We start from the raw sequence: 14,055 nt of genomic DNA on the forward strand, positions 1-14,055 counted from the left end.
CCGACAACGTCGGTGTCCTGCTCGCACGCCATCCGGAGGCCACATGCCCGCGTTCCGTTCCCCCCTTCTCGCTGTGCCGTTCGCCGTCGCGCTGCTCCTCGCGGGGTGCGCGAGCGGCAGTGCCGCCGGTCCTGCCGGCACCGATGCCGCGGGTGAGTCCGCCGCATCGGCGTACCCGCTCACGATCGACAACTGCGGCACCGAGGTCACCTTCGACTCGGCGCCCGAGCGCGTCGTGACGATCAAGTCGTCGACCCTCGAACTGCTGCTCGCCCTCGGCCTCGAAGACCGCGTCATCGCTTCTGCCTTCAGCGACGGGCCGGCGCCCGAGGCGTACGCCGACGCCGCATCGGGCATCGACGTGCTCTCCGACAAGGTGCCGTCGCAGGAGGCGACGCTCGCGGCGGAGCCCGACCTCGTCTTCGCCGGGTGGGAGTCGAACCTCACGGCCGAGGGCGCCGGCGACCGCGAGACGCTCGCGAAGCTCGGCGTCTCGACGTACGTCGCCCCCGCGGCCTGCAAGGGCGAGGGCTACATGCCGAACCCGCTCACCTTCGACGAGGTCTTCCGCGAGTTCGAGGAGGCCGGCGACATCTTCGGCGTTCCGGATGCCGCGGCCGACCTGGTCACGACGCAGCGCGCCGAGCTCGACGCCATCGAGCCGAACTCCGACGGCCTCACGGCGCTCTGGTACAGCTCCGGTGACGAGACCCCGTTCGTCGGCGCCGGCATCGGCGCACCGCAGATGATCATGCAGGCCGCCGGCCTCGAGAACATCGCGGCCGACGTCGAGGACACCTGGACCTCGATGGGCTGGGAGGCGATCGTCGCCGCGAACCCCGACGTCATCGTGCTGGTCGACGCCGCGTGGAACACCGCAGAGCAGAAGATCGCGCACCTCGAGTCGAACGCCGCGACCGCGGCCCTGCCGGCCGTGCAGGAGCAGCGGTACCTCGTCGTCGACTTCCCCGCCACCGAGGCGGGCGTGCGCAACGTCGGCGCCGTCGCGTCGCTCGTCGACCAGCTCGGGGCGCTCGGCTGATGACCGGCGTCACGGAGACAGGACGACCCGCCGGGTCGGCGCCGGGAACAGGTGGCCCCGGTCGCTCCGGCGCGCCCGTTCCCGTCTCCGTGACGCGGCGAACCCGGGGGCGGGTGTGGCTCTGGGCCGTCGCGCTCGGCGCGGCGCTCGCGGCATCCGTCGTCGCAGCGGTCACGATCGGCCCTGCCGGTCTCGCACCGGCCGACGTCGTCGCGAGCATCGCGGCGCACCTCGGCATCGGCGAACCGACGCTCAGCCCGCTCCGCGACGGCATCGTCTGGGAGCTCCGGATGCCCCGCGTGCTCACGGCCGCCGCCGTCGGCGCGGGACTCGCCCTCTGCGGCGCCGTCATGCAGGCGCTGACCCGGAACCCGCTGGCCGACCCGTACCTGCTCGGCCTCTCGTCGGGCGCATCCGTCGGCGCGGTGATCGTCATCGTGCTCGGCGTCGGCCTGCTGCTGCCCCTCGCCGCGTTCGCCGGCGCCCTCGCCGCGCTCGTCGCGACGCTCGCGCTCGCGGGGGCCGCGGGTCGCGGGGCGGGCGGCTCGGGCGGCGGACTCTCCCCCACACGCACCGTGCTCGCGGGGCTCGCCGTCTCGTCGATGTTCGGAGCGATCACGAGCCTCGTCATCTTCTGGAGCGCCACCGGCGACAGCTACCGCGAGATCCTCAACTGGCTGCTCGGCTCGCTCGCGGGCACCGATTGGGTCTCGGTCGCGATCGCGGGCGGGGCGCTCCTCGCCATCGGCATCCCGCTCGTCGCGAGCGCCCGCACGCTCGACGCCTTCGCGTTCGGCGACGCCGCGGCATCCGCCCTCGGCGTGCACGTCGGCCGCAGCCGGGTGCTGCTGCTCGGCGGCACCGCCCTGCTCACGGGCGCCCTCGTCGCCGTCAGCGGGTCGATCGGGTTCATCGGCCTCATCCTGCCGCACGGCGTGCGCCTGCTCGTGGGGTCGCGCCACCGCGCGCTGCTGCCGCTGTCGGCGCTCGCCGGCGCCCTCTTCCTGGTCTGGGCCGACACCGCAGCGCGCACGCTCTTCGATCCCCGAGAGCTGCCCGTCGGCATCATCACCGCGCTCGTCGGCGGTCCGGTGTTCGCCCTGCTCCTCATGCGACGGAGGGTCTCGTGACCGACGGACTCGAACGCACTCGCCCTGCTCCTCATGCGACGGAGGGTCTCGTGACCGACGGACTCGACCTCTCCCGCGTGCGCTTCTCGCGCACCGGCCGCCTCATCGTCGACGACGTCGACGTCACAGTTCCCGCGGGCTCCCTCGGCGCCCTGCTCGGCCCGAACGGCGCCGGCAAGTCGACGCTCCTGCACCTCATCGCGGGCATCGAGCGAGCGGATGCCGGTGCGCTCGCATTCGCCGGCAGCGACCTCGCCGCGCTGCGCCGTCGCGACCGGGCGCGCCGCATCGCCCTCGCCGAGCAGGAGACGCACGACGCCCCCGAACTGCGCGTCGATGAGGTCGTCGCGCTCGGGCGCACCCCGCACCTCGGGCCGTGGTCGGGACTCGGCCATCGCGATCACGCCGTCGTCGCGGAGTCCCTCGCGGCACTCGGCCTCGAGCCGCTCGCGACGCGCGAGTACGCGACGCTCTCGGGCGGCGAACGCCAGCGGGTGAACCTCGCCAGGGCGCTCGCGCAGGAGCCCGAGCTGCTGCTGCTCGACGAGCCGACGAACCACCTCGATGTGCGCGCGCAACTCACGAGCCTCGAACTGCTCCGCGCGCTCGCCGCCTCGGGCCGCACGGTGCTCGCCGCGCTGCACGATCTCGGCCTCGCTGCCGCGTACGCCGATCACGTCATCGTGCTCGACGGCGGCAGGGTCGTGGCATCCGGTCCCCCGGCCGACGTGCTCGAACCGGGGCTCATCCGCGAGGTCTGGGGCGTCGAGGCCGAGGTGCTTGCACACCCGTCGACGGGTCGACCGCTCATCGCCTACTCGGGCGTCGCGGCGCCGCATCCACCCGATGTCGCGCTCGACGCGCGCCCGTGACGTTCGAGCCGTTGGACCCTGCGCCTACATGGGCGCGTCGACATCCGCGCGGTCGCGGGTGTTCCGTGCGATCTCCTCGGTGGCGGCCGCGATCCGGCGCAACGCGCCGATGACGCTGATCACGGCGAAGAAGAGGAAGAGCGCGAAGGCGACCGTCAAGAAGTCCATGCGGCGAGCATAGGGCCGCTCGACTTCCCTCGAGGCGTGCGGCGGCGCGTAGCCTGAGGGGATGACGCGAACGGCCTACGAGGCGCAGCCCCACGATCGTCTGCTCGACGGCATCGCCGCCGAGTTCCTGCACAACGCGCCACGCGGTCGCCGGCTCATCGCGGTCGAGGGGTTGGCGTTGGACGATGCGGCGGGCTTCGCCGACGACCTCGCGGCGGTGCTCGCCGCACACGACCAGACCGTCGTGCGCGCCTCGGTCGGCGACGCCGGCGAAGCCGTGCTGCGCGCCGACACGATCGAGCCGTTCCGCACGGGCGCGCTGCCCGGGGCATCCGACGACGCGGTGCTCGTCGTCGACGGACGGGGCCTGCTCGACGGCGGTGCGCGCGGCATCTGGCACTTCTCGCTGTGGCTGCTCGCGGGTGACGAGCTGCCGCACTCCGGGGCATCCGTCATCGTCGACGTCACCGACGCCGCATCGCCGAAGCGCTTCTTCTACGACTACTGCGCCTTGCCGCCGAGCGTGAACTGAGCGAACGGATGCCTCACGAGAGCACGTCCTTCGTCAGCATGCGACTCACGGCGAGCGCCCCGAACACGACCACGTAGCCGGCCTGCAGCACGGCGTTGTCGAGGAACGAGTCCCAGACGGGCGGCTCGCGGAGCAGGTCGGCGAAGCCCAGCCAGTACTGCGTGAACAGCCACGGATGCAGCCACTCGAGCTGCGGCAGCGCCCCCATGATCTGCGAGACCACGGCCAGGATGGCCGTCGCGGCCATCGCCCCGACCGGCACCGTCGTGAGCGTCGACAGGAACAGTCCGATCGCCGACATGCCGAGCAGCGACACGGTGACGTAGGCGGCGATGGCGAGGAAGCGCAGCAGTCCCTCGCCGACGCTCACCGTCGCCCCCGAGAGCAGCGTCACCGGTCCGACCGGGAACAGCGCCCAGCCGACGAGGCTGCCGACGACCACGACCGTGAGCGTCGCCGCCGCGCAGAACACGGCGGTCGCCGCGTACTTCACGACGAGCAGGCGCACCCGCCCCGCCGGAGCGATGAGGAGGTAGCGGAGCGTGCCGTGGCTCGCCTCCCCGGCGATGGTGTCGCCCGCGACGACGCCGATCGTGAGCGGAAGGAACAGCGGCATCGCCACGACCATCGCGGTGAGCCCGACGAACAGCCCGTTCTCGGTGATCTGCCCGAGGAACGCCGGGCCACGACCGCTCGGGGCATCGCCCGCGACCCGGATCGCCACCGCGATGAGGATCGGGATGAGCGCGAGCGCGCCGAGGAGCGCCCACGTGCGACGACGGCGGAAGAGCGTGAGCACTTCCGACGCGAAGAGCGAGAGGGTGCCGCCGCGGGCCGGTTCGCGTGCACCCTCACTGGACAACGTCGAACCCCTCGCCCGTGAGCTCGACGAACCGCTGCTCGAGACTCGCCCGTTCGACCTCGAAGCCCCGCACCCGCACACCATCGGCGACGAGCGCGGCGACGACGGCCTCTGACGCGACCTCCGACGACCCGATGCGGGCCGCGACGAGGTCGTCGCCTGCGCCGTCGAGGCCCCCGTCGACGTGCATGCCGAGTCGCTGCAGCACCCGTCGCGCCGCCGCCGCGTCGGGCGTGCGCACGAGCACGCGCGCCTCACCGGCGTCGCGGAACTCCGCGAGCGTGCCCTGCGCCACGAGCCGTCCGGCGCTCATGACCCCGACATGCGAGCACACCTGCTCGACCTCGGCCAGCAGGTGGCTCGACACGAACACGGTCGTGCCGTCATCGGCGAGCGAGCGGATGAGCGATCGCACCTCGCGAGTGCCCTGCGGGTCGAGTCCGTTCGTGGGCTCGTCGAGCACGAGCAGCTCGCGGCGCATGAGCAGGGCGTTGGCGATGCCGAGCCGCTGCTTCATGCCGAGCGAATAGGCGTGGACCTTCTTGCCGCCCGCGTGCGAGAGTCCGACGCGATCGAGCGCCTCGTCGACGCGTGCCGCACGCGTTCGTCGGGGTGCGTGCCGGTCTGCGGCGTCGAACCGTTGCAGGTTCGAGACCCCCGAGAGGTACGGCGAGAACGCCGGGCCCTCCACCAGCGCACCGACCCGGGGCAGCACCGAGTCGACGTGCCGCGGCATGTCGGCGCCGAGCACCCGGGCGCCGCCGGCGCTCGCCCCGACGAGCCCGAGCAGCATGCGGATCGTGGTGGTCTTGCCCGATCCGTTCGGGCCGAGGAATCCGAAGACCGCGCCGCGCGGCACCGCGAGATCGACGCCGTCGACCGCGAGCTGCGAGCGGAAGCGCTTGGTGAGTCCGTACGTCTCGATCGCGAGATCGCGCCGGTCGGCGGAGTCGGCCACGTCGGCCACGTCGGCCGCAGTCGCGGCCTCCGGCGATCCGCCGGTCAACGACCGCTCGCCGCGACGTCGAGCAGGCGGTCGACGGTGACGGCACCCGCGAGCACGCGCCCGTCGTCGGTGAAGAGCACGGTCGCGAGCGAGGTCTGCAGGACGCGCCCGCCGTCGACCGGCTCGGCGATCGTGCCGAGCAGAGCGGATGCCTCGGCGCCGAACCCGTCCGTGGCGTCGGCGCCCGGCGCACCGGGGGTCGCCGCCGGCAGCACGACCACGGCCGACCAGCCCTCGCCGACGACGTCGGGCTGCGGCATCCGATCGCTCGCTTCGCCGCCGCCCGCTGCCTGCTCGGCCCGCAGCTGCTCGAGTTCGGCGAGCGTGGGGATCGGCACCTCGTGCTCCGTCACCGTGGTGCCCTCGGGCGGAGCGAAGGCGAACACCGACGCATCGGGCGAGTCGAACGACACCTCGGTGAAGGCCACGCTGAACGCGGGCTCCGAAGCCCCGCGCGCCGTCACCGACGCGGCGAGCGCGACGCCCGTCTCGCCGTCGATCGCCACGGAGATCTCGCCGATCAGGGTGTCGGCGTCACGCGGTTCGAGCACGAGCTCGTAGACCTCGCGGCCCGCGACGCGGGAATCGGTGCCGACGCTCACCTCGGTGGTCTCGTCGAGCTTCGCGAGCGCCTGGTCGAGCACCTCGTCGGGCGTCGGCAGCGACGTGCCGAGTTCGGCTTCGAGCCGGTCGCGTGCTTCGTCGGCGTGCGCTTGGGCCTCTGCTTCGACCTCGGCCTTCAGGGCGTCGAGTGCCGCCCGATCGACCGTGGCGTGCGTGGCCGCCTGCTCGGCGGAGTCGTAGATCCAGGCGCCGTCGGCAGACAGGTAGACGTCGCGTTCGGCGAGCGGGTCGAGCACCTGCAGGCGGGCATTCGCGCCGTCGACGTAGACGCGCGCGGTGTGCGTTCCGGTCGCGAGCGAGATCAGGTCGTCGAGATCAGTGGCGGATGCCGCGTCGTCGGTGGCATCGCCGCCGGGACCGCCTGTGCCGCCCATCGCCCCGGTGAGCCCCGAGAGGTCGGGGAGCCCGAGCTCGGAGGTCTGCTCGATGGTGCCCGACAGTGCGTCGACCTCGCTCCCAGCCGCGAATTCGAGCAGCTCGGCGGGGGTCAGGTCGGGAAGGTCGACGGCCGCGTTCGCCTGCATCGGCACGAGCACGACGGCGACGCCGATCGCGATCGGCGCGGCGATGGCGGGGATCCAGCGGCTGAGCCGACGGGACGCCCCGGTGCCGTCTTGGGCGCGCATGCGCTCAGGCTACGCCGAGTGACGTCATCCGTCATCACCCGGTCATGAACCCACAGGATCCGGGTGCCCGTCGCTCCTCGAGGACCGTTGCCGTCGGCCGCCCGGCGGTCTACCGTGAGGGCAACCGCAACTGATGTACCCGATTCGGGGGGTTCTCATGGTCGACGTCACCCATCGTTCCGCGTCTCGCGGCCTGAGCCTCGTGCTCGGTGCTGCGCTGGCTGTCGCCGGCATCGCGGCCGCCGCACCTGCGACGGCCGGCGGGCGGCCAGCGCCGCCGGCGCCGCCGACGTCGATCGGGCACGGCGGGGCCGTGTCCTCGGTCGACTCCGAGGCGAGCGCCGCAGGTCTCGAGGTGCTGCGCAAGGGGGGCAACGCCGCCGACGCCGCCGTGGCAACGGCGGCCGCGCTCGGCGTCACCGAGCCCTACAGCGCCGGCATCGGCGGCGGCGGCTACTTCGTGTACTTCGACGCGGCGACCGGCGAGGTCACGACGATCGACGGACGCGAGACCGCCCCCGCGTCGATGCCGACCGATGCGTTCGTCGATCCGGCCACGGGCCAGCCGTACCCGTTCGCCGCGGCCGTGTCATCGGGCCTGTCGGTCGGCGTGCCCGGCACGCTCGCCACCTGGGAGGCGGCGCTCGACCGGTTCGGAACCGAGTCGCTCCACGACATGCTCAAGCCGTCGATCCTGCTCGCCACGCGCGGGTTCCGGGTCGACGAGACGTTCGCCCAGCAGACGGCCGCGAACCAGGCCCGGTTCGCGGCGTTCCCCGCCACGGCCGAGCTGTTCCTGCCGAATGGCGCGCCGCCAGTGGTCGGGTCGACGTTCAAGAACCCCGACCTGGCGAAGACGCTTCGAGCGATCGCGGTGCACGGCACCGACGTCTTCTATGAGGGCGCCCTCGCCGACGAGATCGCCGCGATCGCGCAGGATCCGCAGACCGATCCGGCGGCGACACTGCCCGCGTTCCCCGGTTACCTGACTGCCGACGACCTCTCCGACTACGAGGTGGTCGAGCAGGACCCGACGCACATGGAGTACCACGGACTCGACGTCTACGGCATGGCCCCGTCGTCGTCGGGCGGCACGACGGTCGGCGAATCGCTGAACATCCTCGAGAACTACGACCTCGGGTCCGAGGAGGTGCCGCAGGCCCTGCACCTCTCCCTCGAGGCCACCGCCCACGCCTTCGCCGACCGCAACGCCTACGTCGGCGATCCGGCATTCGTGGACGTGCCGACCGAGACCTTGCTGAGCCAGGACTTCGCTGACGCACGCGCATGCGCGATCGATCCGGATGCCGCTTCGGTTAAGCCCGTGGCGCCTGCGCCGCTCGACGCGGCGGGCTGCGCGACGGCCGCCGTCGCCGACCCCGTCGACACCGAGAACATCTCGACGACGCATCTCTCCGTCGTCGACCAGTGGGGCAACGCCGTCGCCTACACCCTCACGATCGAGCAGACGGGCGGCTCGGGCATGACCGTGCCGGGGCGCGGATTCCTGTTGAACAACGAGCTCACCGACTTCAACTTCGTGCCGAACCCCGCCGACCCGAACACCGTCCAACCCGGCAAGCGCCCGCGCTCGTCGATGTCGCCCACGATCGTGCTCGACGGCGGCGACGTGCGCTACGTGGTCGGCTCTCCGGGAGGGTCGACGATCATCACGACCGTCGCGCAGGTGCTCATGAACCGCATCGACCTCGGCATGACCCTGCCCGAGGCGGTCGCGGCACCGCGGGCATCGCAGCGCAACACCGTCAACGTCTCGGCCGAGCAGGCGTTCCTCGACGCCTACGCCGCCGTGCTCGCGCCATACGGACACACGTTCGGGCCACCGGCTGAGATCGGTGCGGTGGCGGCCATCGAGGTCGACGCCGACGGGCTCATGACCGCGGTGGCCGAACCCGTGCGCCGAGGCGGCGGCACCGGGCTGGTGGTCGAACCGGCTCCCTGAGCTGCCGCCCCGCCGGTCGAGGGGCGAGACAATACGGACGGAAACTGACCGCATGATTGCGTAGCGTGGCCGATATGGACATCGAATCACAGCACCCCGTCGTCAACAGGGCCGCCCAGCCGTGGATCGTCACGCGCGACACCGCGCGCCTCCTCGCCTTCGCAACTGAGGTGTTCGGCGCCGTTGAGATCGCTCGCGTGCCGACCGAGGACGGCGGTATCGGACACGCCGAATTCGCGATCGGAGACACCTGGTTCCTCGCCTTCGATGCGCAACCCGATTGGACCGACACTCCCTCGATGCTCCGAGTCTTCGTCGATGACGCTGCAGCGACTTTCGAACGCGGCGTCGCCGCCGGCGCGAGGATCGTCACCGAGCTCGACGACGCAGCATGGGGCGATCGCGGCGGCCGCCTGCGCGATCCGCTCGACAACATCTGGTGGGTCGTGCAGCACGTCGAAGACGTCGCCCCCGACGAGATGGTGCGGCGGTTCGGCGAGCCGCGCTACCAGGAGTCCATGCGGCGCGCGCAGGAGACGCTCGACCGCGAACTCAGCGGCCGCACCGACGGCTGGTCGAGCCGGCCGGTGCTCTGAGTCTGGTCGGACGCCGGGGTCAGAGCGCGCGCAGTCGCGGCGCGAGGTCGCGCGCGAAGAGCTCCTGGAATCGAGCCTGGTCGTGACCCGGCGCGTGGAAGACGAGGTGGTTGAAGCCCCAGTCAACGTACTGCTTGATGCCGGCGACGACCTCGTCGGGGTCGCTGCCGACGATCCAGCGCTTGGCGATCTGCTCGATCGGCAGCGCGTCGGCGGCCCGCTCCATCTCGACCGGGTCGGTGATGTCGTGCTTCTGCTCGGGGCTGAGCGAGAGCGGCGACCAGAACCGGGTGTTCTCGAGCGCGGCTGTGGGGTCGGTGTCGTACGAGAGCTTGATCTCGATCATGCGGTCGAGGTCGTCGTAGGAGCGGCCGCCCGCTGCGACGCCCTCCTTCACGGCCGGAATGAGCTGCTCGGTGTAGAGCTCCATGCCCTTGCCCGAGGTGCAGATGAAGCCGTCGCCCGCGCGCCCGGCGTACTTCGCCACGGTCGGCCCGCCGGCGGCGATGTACACCGGCACCGGGACATCCGGTCGGTCGTAGATGGAGGCGTCGTGCGTCGAGTAGTACTCGCCCTCGAAGCTCACCTGCTCGTCGTCGGTCCAGAGCGCGCGCATGAGGCGCACCGACTCGCGGAGCCGCGCGAAGCGCTCGCGGAACTCGGGCCACTGCTGCTCGCCTGCGCCGCGGAACCCGGTCGCGATCTCGTTGAGCGCCTCGCCGGTGCCGAAGCCCGCGATGATGCGCCCCGGGTAGAGGCAGCCGAGGCTCGCAAACGCCTGCGCGAGCACGGCGGGGTTGTAGCGGAACGTCGGCGTCATGACGCTCGTGCCGATGCGGATGCTCGAGGTGCGCTCTCCGACCGCGGCCATCCACGTGAGCGAGAACGGCGCGTGGCCGCCGTCGTGCCGCCACGGCTGGAAATGGTCGCTCGTGAACACCGACTCGAAGCCGTTGGCTTCGGCCGCGACCGCGATCTCGACGAGCTCGCGCGGGGCGAACTGCTCGGCTGAGGCCTTGTATCCGAGGGTGAGCGTCATACTCCGATCCTCGCACGATCGGCGCGGCTCGGCGCCGATCGCTCAGGGAAGCAGCGTGAACAGCAGCACTGACGCGATCGGCACGATGATCGGCACGGCCGTCACGGCGAAGACGCCGACGCAGATCAGGAATGCGAGGAGCGAGATGCCGTAGCCGCGGTAGGGCGAACCTTGCAACTGCTTGCGGGCGCGCAGGGAGACGATCATGCCGGCGATGGCCGGGACGATCGCGATCGGTCCCGCGAAGAGGGAAGCGAGCGCCGTGCAGGCGATCACGATCGAGATCACGGCGCTGCCGGCGACGGCTCCCGCGTCGGCAGGCGGTGCTGGATTCGCCGGTGCCGCGTCGGACGGCGGCGCGGTGTCTTCGACGTCCTCGGCGTGATCCATTCACGGAGACTAACGAGCGCCGGCGCCGCCCCGCAACGGAATGCCCGCAGCTGCAACCCGCGTCAGCGGCCCGACGCCGAGCGCGAGCGCGTCGGCGAGCGCGTCGATGGTGTCGACGTCGCGTCTGAGGCCGGCGGATGCCTCGAGTTCGACGAACCCGGCGGCGGCATGCCGCGCGGCCGAGTCGGCGCCGAAGTGCGGCGCGAGCCCGACCCCGGCCGAGGCGGTCGCGAGCGTCGTGCCGGTGCCGTCGGCGTCGCGCACGTAGGCGAGCGGATGCCGCGACGCGGCGTCGAGCACGGCGTCGAGTTCTTCGGGCGCGAGGGCGGGCAGGTCGCCGAGCAGCACGGCCACGGGCCGAAGGCCCGCCTCGTCGTCGCCGACCCGAGCATGGGCGATGCCGTACGCGATCGCCCGGGTCAACCCCCGCGGCCCGTCGGCCGGCTCGGGCAGGAACTCGGCTGCGCCGGCGAGCGCCGGATCGTCGCCGACGACGATCACGCGCGCGACCGACCGGGCGGCCATCGCGGCGGAGACCGTGTCGAGCGCGAACGCCCGGGCGAGCGCCTCCCGTTCGGCCGGCGGCACGGCCGCAGCGAGCCGAGTCTTCGCCCCGGCCGGCGCCTTCACGGGGATCACGACGGTCCAGACCGCCCCTGCCGAGGCATCCGCTGTGCGCCCGCCCTCGGAGTGAACGGAGCTCGCCGGAGGCAACGAGTTCGCGTCCTCCGACGCGATCCGCTCACTCCGACGCGGACCTCGTGCGGTCATGCCCGGAGCCCCGGCAGCACGTCGCGACCGAAGACCTCGAGGAACGCGGCCTGGTCGCGCCCGGCGTTGTGCAGGTAGATGCGGTCGAAGCCGAGGTCGAGGTGGCGTTGGATGTCGGCGCGGTGCACGTCGGGGTCGGCCGAGACGACCATGCGCCCGGCGAAGTCCTCGGGGCGCACGGTTCTGGCGAGCTGCTCGAACTCGAAGGGCGAGCGGATGTCCCCGCGCGGGATGCGGAGCCCGCCGTTCGGCCACTCGGTGAGCGCGCCGCGCATCGCCTCCTCATCGGTGGGCGCCCACGAGAGGTGCAGCTGCAGCACCTTCGGCATGCGCGAGGCATCGCGGCCGACCTCGCGCGCACCCTCGCGGAAGCGGGTGAGCAGGGCGGCGAGCTTCTCGGCGGGCGCCCCGATCGTGATCATGCCGTCGACGGTGCGGCCCGCGCGCTTCGCGGTCACCGGCCCCGAGGCGGCGACGAGGATCTCGGGCGCGACCGCCGGCATCGTCCAGAGCCGCGCGGCCTCGAGCTTGAAGTGCTGGCCGGCATGGCGCACGTCGCGCCCGGCCAGCGAACCGGCGAAGAGCTTCTTGATCACGTCGACCGCCTCGAACATGCGGTTGATGCGGTCGGGCGCCTCTGGCCAGTACGGCCCGACGACGTGTTCGTTGAGCGCCTCGCCGGAACCGAGGCCGAGCCAGTGCCGACCCGGATGCATCGCCGCGAGCGTCGCGCTCGCCTGGGCCACGACGGCCGGATGCATCCGGAACCCGGGGGTGGTCACGCCCGGGCCGAAGTCGCCGCGCGTGCGTTCGCCGATCGCGCCGAGCACGCTCCACACGAACGAGGACTCGCCCTGCGCGGGGATCCACGGCTGGAAGTGGTCGCTCGCCATCACCCCGGTGAACCCGTGCGACTCGGCGAGCGCGCTGAGCGCGACGGCCTCTGCGGGCGGGAACCGCTCGAGCATGGCGGCGTAGCCGATGTGTGCTGACACGACTCCATCTTCGCGCGTCGGCGGGCGGTCGTGCGCCGGCGGGCGGTTCACTCCGCGGCGGCCAAGGGCCCCTCGGACTGCGACTCGTCGAAGCCGTCTCGGTAGCCCTCGTTGTACGCCTCGTCGGCGCCGACACGGAAGAGGTCGCGCTCGGCCGGGCGCTGGATCGAGCGTGCACCGGGCAGGTCGAGGTCGCCGACGAAGTGCCCGAGCCCGCGCACCACGGCGACGGGCACGCCCGACGACTTGCCCTTCACGAGCTCGGCGGCGCCCGCGATCTCGTCGGCGACGCACGGCATGGTGACGGCGAGGGGCTTGCCCGAGGCATCCGTCGACCCGCGCAGGTCGTCGAAGACGTGCACGCCGGCCGCCCCGATCGCGAGGTCGGTCTGGCCCTCGCGCCACGGCCTGCCGAGCGTGTCGGAGAGGATGACGCCGACATGGGCGCCGGTCAGCGCACGGATGCCGGTGGCGAGCGCTCGCGCGGAGGCATCCGGGTCGACCGGCAGCAGCAGCACCGTGCCGTCGGGCGTGTTCGACGCGTCGACGCCGGCCGCGGCGCCGATGATGCCCTGGCGGTTCTCGACGATGCGGGTCACGCCGCCGTCGTACTCGCGGCTCGCGACGACCCGCACGGTCTCGTCGGTGATGGCCTGCTCGCGGTCGACGGCCGCGACGATGCGCCCCTCGGCCTTCGAGACGATCTTCGAGGTGATGACGAGGATGTCGCCGTCTTCGAGCGCCGCCGCGTCGACGATGAGCGCTGCCAGGTCGGCGCCCTTCACGATCTCGGGCAGGCCCTCGACGCCTTCGATGCTGAACTTCACGGCCACCCCCGGGATCTCGCGTACGTCGATCTTCGCAGCTTCGGGTGCCGGGCCGCCAGAACCTGCCCGACCGAGGCACCGTGCGCTACGCTCCCGGCATGGCCATCGACGGTACCGACCCCTCGGTCGACGACCGAGACGACGGGCGCGACGAGACCCGCATCGAGCGCCTCGATCGCAACTGGAACGACATCCTGCAGGAGCTGCGGGCGACGCAGACCGGCACCCAGATCATGACGGGTTTCCTGCTCGCGGCGGCATTCCAGCCCCGCTTCCTCGACCTCGACGGCTACGAGCTCTGGCTCTACCTCGTGCTCGTCGCGCTCGCGTGCGCTGCGACCCTGCTCGGCCTCGCGCCGGTGATCCTGCATCGCCAGTTGTTCGGACTCCGGCAGAAGGAGCAGATCGTGCGCCGCGGCAACCGACTGCTGCGGGCGCACCTGCTCGTGGCGACGCTGCTCGCGGTCGGCGTGGCCGGGTTCATCTTCGAGATCGCGCTCGGCCGCGTCGCCGGCTTCATCGCACTCGGCGCAGCGCTCGTCGCCGCCGCCTTGCTCTGGGTCGTGGTGCCGCGGCTCGCGAAGCGGCGATCGTGAGCGCGGTGGCGAGAGC

General features: G+C 72.3%; 16 protein-coding genes. 7 read left to right on the plus strand and 9 right to left on the minus strand.

Features of this window, described 5'->3' with window-relative positions:
* The first annotated feature begins 43 nt into the window (after positions 1-43).
* From ACFCVM_RS09580 to ACFCVM_RS09590, 3 genes are read left to right on the plus strand one after another with little or no spacing between them, the layout of a single operon-like run.
* The gene (locus tag ACFCVM_RS09580) at positions 44-1,042 is read left to right on the plus strand and encodes a putative F420-0 ABC transporter substrate-binding protein (RefSeq protein WP_375835921.1); all 999 of its coding nucleotides are present in this window, start codon (positions 44-46) and stop codon (positions 1,040-1,042) included.
* Positions 1,042-2,172: a putative F420-0 ABC transporter permease subunit gene (locus ACFCVM_RS09585; RefSeq protein WP_375835922.1), complete on the plus strand. Its 1,131-nt coding sequence runs from the start codon at positions 1,042-1,044 to the stop codon at positions 2,170-2,172. The genes ACFCVM_RS09580 and ACFCVM_RS09585 overlap by 1 nt, the downstream gene beginning before the upstream one ends.
* Positions 2,169-3,044 carry an ATP-binding cassette domain-containing protein gene (locus tag ACFCVM_RS09590; RefSeq protein WP_375835924.1) on the plus strand — a complete coding sequence of 292 codons (876 nt, stop codon included), beginning with the start codon at positions 2,169-2,171 and terminating at the stop codon, positions 3,042-3,044. Before ACFCVM_RS09585 ends, ACFCVM_RS09590 begins: the two co-directional genes overlap by 4 nt.
* A 24-nt stretch (positions 3,045-3,068) precedes the next feature.
* Here ACFCVM_RS09590 and ACFCVM_RS09595 read toward each other — a convergent pair whose 3' ends face one another.
* Entirely contained in the window at positions 3,069-3,212 is a 144-nt protein-coding gene (locus tag ACFCVM_RS09595) for a hypothetical protein (protein WP_375835926.1), read from the minus strand.
* Between the two features lie 61 nt (positions 3,213-3,273).
* Here ACFCVM_RS09595 and ACFCVM_RS09600 point away from each other — a divergent pair, with 61 nt between their 5' ends.
* Positions 3,274-3,744 carry a hypothetical protein gene (locus ACFCVM_RS09600; RefSeq protein ID WP_375835927.1) on the plus strand — a complete coding sequence of 157 codons (471 nt, stop codon included), beginning with the start codon at positions 3,274-3,276 and terminating at the stop codon, positions 3,742-3,744.
* A gap of 13 nt (positions 3,745-3,757) precedes the next feature.
* Here the strand turns inward: ACFCVM_RS09600 and ACFCVM_RS09605 are convergent, their stop codons facing one another.
* From ACFCVM_RS09605 to ACFCVM_RS09615, 3 genes are read right to left on the minus strand one after another with little or no spacing between them, the layout of a single operon-like run.
* Positions 3,758-4,690 carry an ABC transporter permease gene (locus tag ACFCVM_RS09605; RefSeq protein WP_375835929.1) on the minus strand — a complete coding sequence of 311 codons (933 nt, stop codon included), beginning with the start codon at positions 4,688-4,690 and terminating at the stop codon, positions 3,758-3,760.
* Positions 4,596-5,573, minus strand: a complete 978-nt coding sequence (locus tag ACFCVM_RS09610) for an ABC transporter ATP-binding protein (protein ID WP_375836696.1) — start codon at positions 5,571-5,573, stop codon at positions 4,596-4,598. Before ACFCVM_RS09610 ends, ACFCVM_RS09605 begins: the two co-directional genes overlap by 95 nt.
* A gap of 35 nt (positions 5,574-5,608) precedes the next feature.
* On the minus strand, positions 5,609-6,862 hold the full coding sequence (locus tag ACFCVM_RS09615; RefSeq protein WP_375835930.1) for an outer membrane lipoprotein carrier protein LolA: 1,254 nt from the start codon (positions 6,860-6,862) through the stop codon (positions 5,609-5,611).
* Between the two features lie 157 nt (positions 6,863-7,019).
* On the opposite strand from ACFCVM_RS09615, the gene ggt reads away from it, so the two are divergent.
* On the plus strand, positions 7,020-8,825 hold the full coding sequence (ggt, locus tag ACFCVM_RS09620) for a gamma-glutamyltransferase (protein ID WP_375835932.1): 1,806 nt from the start codon (positions 7,020-7,022) through the stop codon (positions 8,823-8,825).
* A 74-nt stretch (positions 8,826-8,899) separates the two neighbouring features.
* Positions 8,900-9,421: a VOC family protein gene (locus ACFCVM_RS09625; protein WP_375835934.1), complete on the plus strand. Its 522-nt coding sequence runs from the start codon at positions 8,900-8,902 to the stop codon at positions 9,419-9,421.
* Positions 9,422-9,440: 19 nt separating this feature from the next.
* On the opposite strand, the gene fgd is transcribed toward ACFCVM_RS09625, so the two are convergent.
* From fgd to cofE, 5 genes are read right to left on the minus strand one after another with little or no spacing between them, the layout of a single operon-like run.
* Complete coding sequence (fgd, locus tag ACFCVM_RS09630) at positions 9,441-10,460, minus strand: glucose-6-phosphate dehydrogenase (coenzyme-F420) (RefSeq protein ID WP_375835936.1); 1,020 nt, start codon at positions 10,458-10,460, stop codon at positions 9,441-9,443.
* A gap of 42 nt (positions 10,461-10,502) precedes the next feature.
* Complete coding sequence (locus ACFCVM_RS09635; RefSeq protein WP_375835938.1) at positions 10,503-10,850, minus strand: hypothetical protein; 348 nt, start codon at positions 10,848-10,850, stop codon at positions 10,503-10,505.
* Between the two features lie 9 nt (positions 10,851-10,859).
* Entirely contained in the window at positions 10,860-11,621 is a 762-nt protein-coding gene (gene cofC, locus ACFCVM_RS09640; RefSeq protein ID WP_375835940.1) for a 2-phospho-L-lactate guanylyltransferase, read from the minus strand.
* Positions 11,618-12,616: a TIGR03557 family F420-dependent LLM class oxidoreductase gene (locus tag ACFCVM_RS09645; RefSeq protein WP_375835942.1), complete on the minus strand. Its 999-nt coding sequence runs from the start codon at positions 12,614-12,616 to the stop codon at positions 11,618-11,620. Before ACFCVM_RS09645 ends, cofC begins: the two co-directional genes overlap by 4 nt.
* A 47-nt stretch (positions 12,617-12,663) precedes the next feature.
* Complete coding sequence (cofE, locus tag ACFCVM_RS09650) at positions 12,664-13,443, minus strand: coenzyme F420-0:L-glutamate ligase (RefSeq protein WP_375835943.1); 780 nt, start codon at positions 13,441-13,443, stop codon at positions 12,664-12,666.
* A 98-nt stretch (positions 13,444-13,541) separates the two neighbouring features.
* On the opposite strand from cofE, the gene ACFCVM_RS09655 reads away from it, so the two are divergent.
* Complete coding sequence (locus ACFCVM_RS09655; RefSeq protein ID WP_375835945.1) at positions 13,542-14,039, plus strand: DUF6328 family protein; 498 nt, start codon at positions 13,542-13,544, stop codon at positions 14,037-14,039.
* Positions 14,040-14,055: the final 16 nt, after the last annotated feature.

The sequence above is a fragment of the Agromyces sp. NPDC056389 genome (assembly GCF_042262385.1).
GTDB lineage: Bacteria > Actinomycetota > Actinomycetes > Actinomycetales > Microbacteriaceae > Agromyces.